The following is a 5,855-nucleotide window of genomic DNA, read 5'->3' on the forward strand; positions in this document are numbered from 1 at the left end:
ACAACGCCAACCAGGGCGCCCGCTACCTGGAGGACAACGGCGAGGGCTACGTCGTTCGCGCCGCCGGGCGCCTGGAGAGCATGGACGAGATCGGCGACGTGGTCGTCGCCACCCGTGCCGGCGTCCCGGTGCGCATCCGGGACATCGCCGAGGTCCGCATCGGAAAGGACTTGCGCACCGGCTCCGGCAGCGAGAACGGCCAGGAGGTCGTGATCGGCACGGCCCTGATGTTGATCGGAGACAACAGCCGTAAGGTCGCCGCCGCGGTCGACGCACGCATGGAGCAGATCCGCAAGTCGCTGCCGCCGGGGGTCGAGGTGCAGACCGTCCTCGACCGTACCCGCCTCGTCGAAGCCACCATCAAGACCGTGGCCAAGAACCTGTCCGAGGGCGCCGCCCTCGTCATCGTCATCCTGTTCCTGCTGCTCGGCAACATCCGCGCGGCCATCATCACGGCGCTCGTCATCCCGGTCGCCATGCTGATGACCATGACCGGGATGGTCGAGGCGAAGATCTCGGCCAACCTGATGAGCCTCGGCGCGCTCGACTTCGGCCTGATCGTCGACGGGGCGGTCATCATCACCGAGAACGCCCTGCGGCACCTCGCCGAGAAGCAGCACGAACTCGGGCGGAGCCTCGACACCGAGGAGCGCCTGCAGACGGTGCGGGCCTCGGCCGAGGAGATGATCAAGCCCTCCCTCTACGGGCAGGCCATCATCATCCTGGTCTACGTCCCGCTCCTGACCTTCACCGGGGTGGAGGGCAAGATGTTCGAGCCGATGGCGCTGACAGTCATCATCGCGCTCGTGGCCGCCTTCGTCCTCTCGCTGACTTTCGTGCCCGCCCTGATTTCCATCGTCATCACCGGCAAGGTCACCGAGGAAGACAACTTCATCATCCGTGCGTTCAAGGCAGCCTACCGCCCGGTGCTGGCCGCTGCGGTCCGCGCGCCCGTCGCCTTCGTCGTCGGAGCGCTCCTGCTCCTCGTCGGTGCGGGAATCCTCTCCACACGCCTGGGCACCGAGTTCATCCCGCAGCTCGACGAGAAAAGCATCGCGCTCAACGCCACACGCATCCCCTCGACCTCGCTGACCCAGTCCCAAGCGATGCAGCTGAAGGTCGAGCAGGCCGTGTCAAAATTCCCGCAGGTTGCCTACGTCTTCTCGAAAACCGGCACGGCGGAGGTCGCATCGGACCCGATGCCGCCGAACTCGTCGGACACTTTCGTCATCCTGAAGCCTCAGGAGGAATGGCCCGACCCGAGCCTGTCCAAGGCGGACCTGCAGGAGCAGATCGAGAAGGCGGTCGGCGAACTCGCCGGCAACGTCTACGAGTTCTCCCAGCCGATCCAGCTGCGTTTCAACGAGCTCTTGGCCGGCACCCGCGGCGACCTCGCCGTGAAGGTGTTCGGCGAGGAGTTCGAGCCGATGCTCAAGGCGGCCAATCAGGTCGCCCAGGTGCTGCGCGGCATCACCGGGGCCGAGGACGTCAAGGTCGAGCAGACCGCCGGCCTGCCGTTCCTGGAAATCAAGATCAACAAGGCCGAGGCCGCCCGCTACGGGCTCAGCGTCGGCGCCATCCAGGAGGTCATCGGCGCGGCCATCGGCGGCAAGGATGCGGGCGTGGTGTTCGAGGGCGACCGGCGCTTCCCCATCGTCGTGCGCCTGAACGACAAGGTGCGCGAGGACCGCGAGGCATTGGAGAACATCCCGGTGCCGCTTCCTCCGGGGCTGAACGGACGGGCGAGTTCGGTCCTGCTCAAGCAGGTGGCGTCGTTCTCGGTGACCGAGGGGCCGAACCAGATCTCGCGCGAGAACGGCAAGCGTCGGGTCGTGGTGACGGCCAACGTGCGCGGCCGCGACATCGGCTCGCTGGTGGCGGAGGCGCAAGGAAAGGTCGCCGCACAGGTCCAGCTTCCGTCCGGTTACTACGTCACCTGGGGTGGCCAGTTCGAGAACCTCGCCTCCGCCAAGCAACGTCTCATGATCGTGGTGCCGGTCTGCTTCTTCCTCATCTTCCTGCTGCTCTACTCGGCGCTGGGCTCGCCCCGGGACGCCCTGCTGGTGTTCAGCGCGGTGCCCCTGGCCCTGACCGGCGGCATCGCGGCGCTGTGGCTGCGGGGCATGCCCATCTCGGTGCCGGCGGCGGTCGGGTTCATCGCGCTCTCGGGCGTGGCGGTGCTGAACGGCCTCGTGATGCTGACCTTCATCAAGCAACTCGTCGCCGAGGGACGGCCCAAGCGCGAGGCCATCCTCGAAGGCGCCATGATCCGGCTGCGGCCGGTGGCGATGACGGCGCTCGTCGCCTCGCTCGGCTTCGTGCCGATGGCCATCGCCACGGAAACCGGCGCCGAGATCCAGCGGCCGCTCGCGACCGTGGTCATCGGTGGCCTGATCAGCGCCACCTTGCTGACCTTGGTCGTCCTGCCGGCCCTGTACGCGCGCTTCGGCAGGGTCGAGACCACGGCAGCGGCTGAGCGCCCGGCGCCGTCGGTTCCTCGCCAACTCAAGGCGGCGGAGTAGCCCCGATGGGAAGGGTCCGGTCGGGCATGCTCGTGTGGTTCGGCTTGACCATGGCCGTTCAGGCCGAGCCGACCAAGATCGTCGGCATCGGTGCCGCCTCCTGTGCCCGGTTCGGCGCGGATGCCGCGGCGCAGCCAGCCATGGAGCGCGACTACTTCGCCTGGGCGCAGGGGTTCATGAGCGGCGCGCTGATCCGGGCGCCGGACGGGGTCGACGAGGGCTTGGACCTCGCGCCGCCCTCCATGCCCTTGGCCGCCCAGGCGGACTTCCTACGCACGTTCTGCGCGGCCAATCCGGCCACCGATTACTCGGACGCGGTTCGTGCCCTCTACCACCGACTGCGTGGACCCGCGTCCTAGGAACCGGGTCCGACGGGAGACCGAGCGATGAGGTGGCACCTGCGCGTCCTTCACGCGGCCGCATTCGCGGTCGTCCCGGCCCTCGCCGCCGATGCGGGCGAGGCGCCGTTCGGCCTTGCGTGGGGACCGCTCTCCGAAGTGCCCCGTCCGCTGAAGGTCGACCGCGAGGCGAACTTGACGGCCCTGTACTACCCGCAGGGTTGGCGGCCGGCCACGGGACCCGGGACGGCCGAGGTCATCCTGGTGATCTGCCGGACCGAGGGGCTGCAGCAGGTGGTCTGGGTCGGCGTGCCACTCTCCGGCGACGACCTCGCGAAAGCGCGTCGGGCCATCCACGACGAAGGCGTTCGCCGTTACGGCGAACCCGAGCCGGGACCGACGGCGGATGCGGAACTCTGGCCCGGTGGGCAGGCGCTGCTGGCCAGCCGCGAAACCGCGGACGGACGGCGCGAACTCGTCATGACGACGTTCGGCCCCGGATACCAGGCCTGTTCCGGGACGCACCACGTCGAGGCCGGGCATCCGGCTGGCGCACACGTGGCCGACCTGATCGGCGGAATCGCGCCCTGAAACCCGCGGTCGGACACATCATCGCAAACCTGGGATCGGCATATGGGACACGGACACGCACACGGCGGCGGCCATGGGCATTCGCACGGCGGCGGCATTCCCTCGGGCTCGGCTGCGGCCCGCAACAAGGGACGCCTCGCCTGGGCGCTCGGGCTGACCTTGACCTACATGTTCGCCGAGGTCGTCGGCGGCCTGCTCACCGGCAGCCTCGCGCTCCTGGCGGATGCCGCGCACATGGTCACGGACGCCGGCGGCCTCGCCCTGGCGTTGCTCGCCATTCACTACGCGGCCAAGGCGCCGACGGCGGGCAAGAGCTTCGGGTATATGCGCTTCGAGATCCTCGCGGCGCTCGCCAACGCCGTCGTGCTGCTCGGGGTCACCGCCTACATCCTCTACGAGGCCTATCGGCGCTTCGTGGAGCCGACCGAGATCCTCGGCTGGCCGATGATGCTGGTGGCGCTGGTTGGGCTGGGCGTGAACCTCGCCAGCATGAAGCTGCTGTCGGGCGGCTCGTCCGAGAGCCTCAACGTGAAGGGCGCCTACTTCGAAGTCTTTTCGGACATGCTGGGCTCGGTCGGCGTCATCCTCGCGGCCCTCGTGGTGATGGGCACGGGCTGGACCTGGGTCGATCCTCTCATCGGCGCCGGCATAGGCCTGTTCATCGTACCCCGGACCTGGCGACTGCTGAGCGAAGCCCTTCACATCCTGTTGGAGGGCACGCCTCCCGGCGTGGACCTCGCCGCCCTGAAGACCGAGATCGAGGCGATGCCGGGGGTGCGCCGCGCCTACGACCTGCATGCCTGGACGTTGACGTCGGGCTTCGACGCGATGAGCGGGCACGTGGTGGTCGACGACGTCGCCGGCGGGCCGGCGGTGATCCGTGCCGTGCGGGGCCTAATGAAGGAGCGGCACGGCATCGAGCACGTCACCGTCCAGGTCGAGGACGAGGCACTCTCCGCGGAGTTCCCGCACCTTCCCGTCTGAGGCGGCGCGGCCATGGTAGGCAAGAAGCTGGCCCGGGAAATCGAGAGATGGGAGTCCAAGCCGCGCGGCAGGCGTCGTGCCCGTCCGCACGTCAGAAGGCGGGCGGGACGCGACCTCGTCAAGGTGCTGGCGGTGTGCTTCCTGCTCCTGGGCTTCCTGGTGCTCCTGGGCCATTTGTCCTGACCCGGAGGTAGCCGGGCCGAGGCGGCCTGCGCGGAAGGAACCGCACGGGCCGCCCCACCGACGGCCCTACTGCTTCTCGAACCGCGCCTGGATGTTGTGCCCGTGCATCTTCGCGGACAGCACGACCTTCGCTCCCGCCGCCAGCGGGGCCTTAAGGTCGGCCATGAGCTTGTTCGGCGCCCCCGGCTTCAGGGTCAGCGTCTCCGTCTTGCCTCCGACCTGCACGAATGCCTTGGCCGAGAGGCCGGCGGTCTCGACCGGCTTGCCGTCCTCACCGGTCACGAAGAAGGTGATGCCGGTCTCGGTCGCGACGAACTCGACGGGATGTCCATCGGCGACCGTCGTCTGGCCGCCGTTCGGGCCGGCGGCGAGGCAGGGCGACGCGAGGGCGATGGCGACGGCAACGACGGCGAGGCGGAAGGGGGAGCGCATGACGATGTCCTTTCTCGGGGGTCGGGAAGGTCTCAGAACGCCTCGACGGGCGAACTTCTCGGTGCCTCGGGTGAAGCCTCGGGGCGGTGACGGGCCTCGTCCCGCAGCCGCTCCAGGGGCTTGCGGCCGAAGGTCAGGAACAGCACCGGGGTCAGCACGGTGTCGAGCAGCGTCGCACTGATCAGGCCGCCGAAGATCGTCACCGCCACGGGGTGCAGGATCTCCTTGCCCGGCGCGTCGGCGCCGATCATCAGCGGCACCAGGGCGACGCCCGCCGAGAGCGCCGTCATCAGGACCGGCGCCAGCCGCTCCAAGCTGCCGCGGATGACGAGGTCGCGCCCGAACGGCATGCCCTCGTGGATGGCAAGGTTCAGGTAGTGGCTGATCTTGAGGATGCCGTTGCGGGTGGCGATGCCGGTCAGCGTGATGAAGCCGATCATCGAGGCGACCGAGAGTGGTTGCCCGGCTATCCAAAGGGCGGCCACCGAGCCGATCAGGGCGAGCGGGATGCTGCCTAGGATGATCAGCGTGAAGACGACCGAGCGGTAACGGGAGTAGAGCAGCGCGAAGACCAGGGCGAGGGAGAGCAGCGACAGCAGGCCGATGGTCCGGCTCGCCTCTGCCTGGGCCTGGAAAGAGCCCTCCAGGCTCGTGGCGTACCCGTTGGGCAAGTTCGCCGCGGCGACCTTCTCCTGGATGGCCTGGACGATCTTTCCCATGTCGGAGCCGGGTTGGGTGTTGGCCTGCACGACGATGCGGCGCCGGGCGTTCTCGCGCAGGATCTGGTTCGGCCCGTCGGTCTCGC

General features: G+C 68.8%; 6 protein-coding genes. 4 read left to right on the top strand and 2 right to left on the bottom strand.

Annotated features, from left to right (window positions below; translation table 11 throughout):
- The 4 genes from AX737_RS10725 to AX737_RS10740 form a co-directional block, all read left to right on the top strand.
- The coding region (locus AX737_RS10725) for a CusA/CzcA family heavy metal efflux RND transporter (protein ID WP_066921194.1) at positions 1 to 2,522 on the top strand (2,522 nt) is incomplete at its 5' end.
- A 5-nt stretch (positions 2,523 to 2,527) separates the two neighbouring features.
- A complete protein-coding gene (locus tag AX737_RS10730) occupies positions 2,528 to 2,881 on the top strand; it encodes a hypothetical protein (protein WP_003596841.1) in 354 nt (117 codons plus the stop codon).
- A gap of 27 nt (positions 2,882 to 2,908) precedes the next feature.
- Positions 2,909 to 3,451 carry a hypothetical protein gene (locus AX737_RS10735; RefSeq protein ID WP_003596842.1) on the top strand — a complete coding sequence of 181 codons (543 nt, stop codon included), beginning with the start codon at positions 2,909 to 2,911 and terminating at the stop codon, positions 3,449 to 3,451.
- A 42-nt stretch (positions 3,452 to 3,493) separates the two neighbouring features.
- The gene (locus tag AX737_RS10740) at positions 3,494 to 4,435 is read left to right on the top strand and encodes a cation diffusion facilitator family transporter (protein WP_003596846.1); all 942 of its coding nucleotides are present in this window, start codon (positions 3,494 to 3,496) and stop codon (positions 4,433 to 4,435) included.
- Between the two features lie 249 nt (positions 4,436 to 4,684).
- Here the strand turns inward: AX737_RS10740 and AX737_RS10745 are convergent, their stop codons facing one another.
- Complete coding sequence (locus AX737_RS10745; RefSeq protein ID WP_003596849.1) at positions 4,685 to 5,050, bottom strand: hypothetical protein; 366 nt, start codon at positions 5,048 to 5,050, stop codon at positions 4,685 to 4,687.
- A 32-nt stretch (positions 5,051 to 5,082) separates the two neighbouring features.
- Positions 5,083 to 5,855: efflux RND transporter permease subunit (locus AX737_RS10750; RefSeq protein WP_156453648.1), on the bottom strand; the 773-nt coding region annotated here is incomplete at its 5' end.

The organism is Methylobacterium sp. CCH5-D2, from assembly GCF_001556475.1.
Taxonomy (GTDB): Bacteria; Pseudomonadota; Alphaproteobacteria; order Rhizobiales; family Beijerinckiaceae; genus Methylobacterium; species Methylobacterium hispanicum.

What these genes read in the sequence shown, in the direction of transcription:
- AX737_RS10745 (WP_003596849.1), bottom strand. Translation starts at nt 5,050, where the DNA reads ATGCGCTCCCCCTTCCGCCTCGCCGTCGTTGCCGTCGCCATCGCCCTC.
- AX737_RS10740 (WP_003596846.1), top strand. Translation starts at nt 3,494, where the DNA reads ATGGGACACGGACACGCACACGGCGGCGGCCATGGGCATTCGCACGGC.
- AX737_RS10730 (WP_003596841.1), top strand. Translation starts at nt 2,528, where the DNA reads ATGGGAAGGGTCCGGTCGGGCATGCTCGTGTGGTTCGGCTTGACCATG.
- AX737_RS10735 (WP_003596842.1), top strand. Translation starts at nt 2,909, where the DNA reads ATGAGGTGGCACCTGCGCGTCCTTCACGCGGCCGCATTCGCGGTCGTC.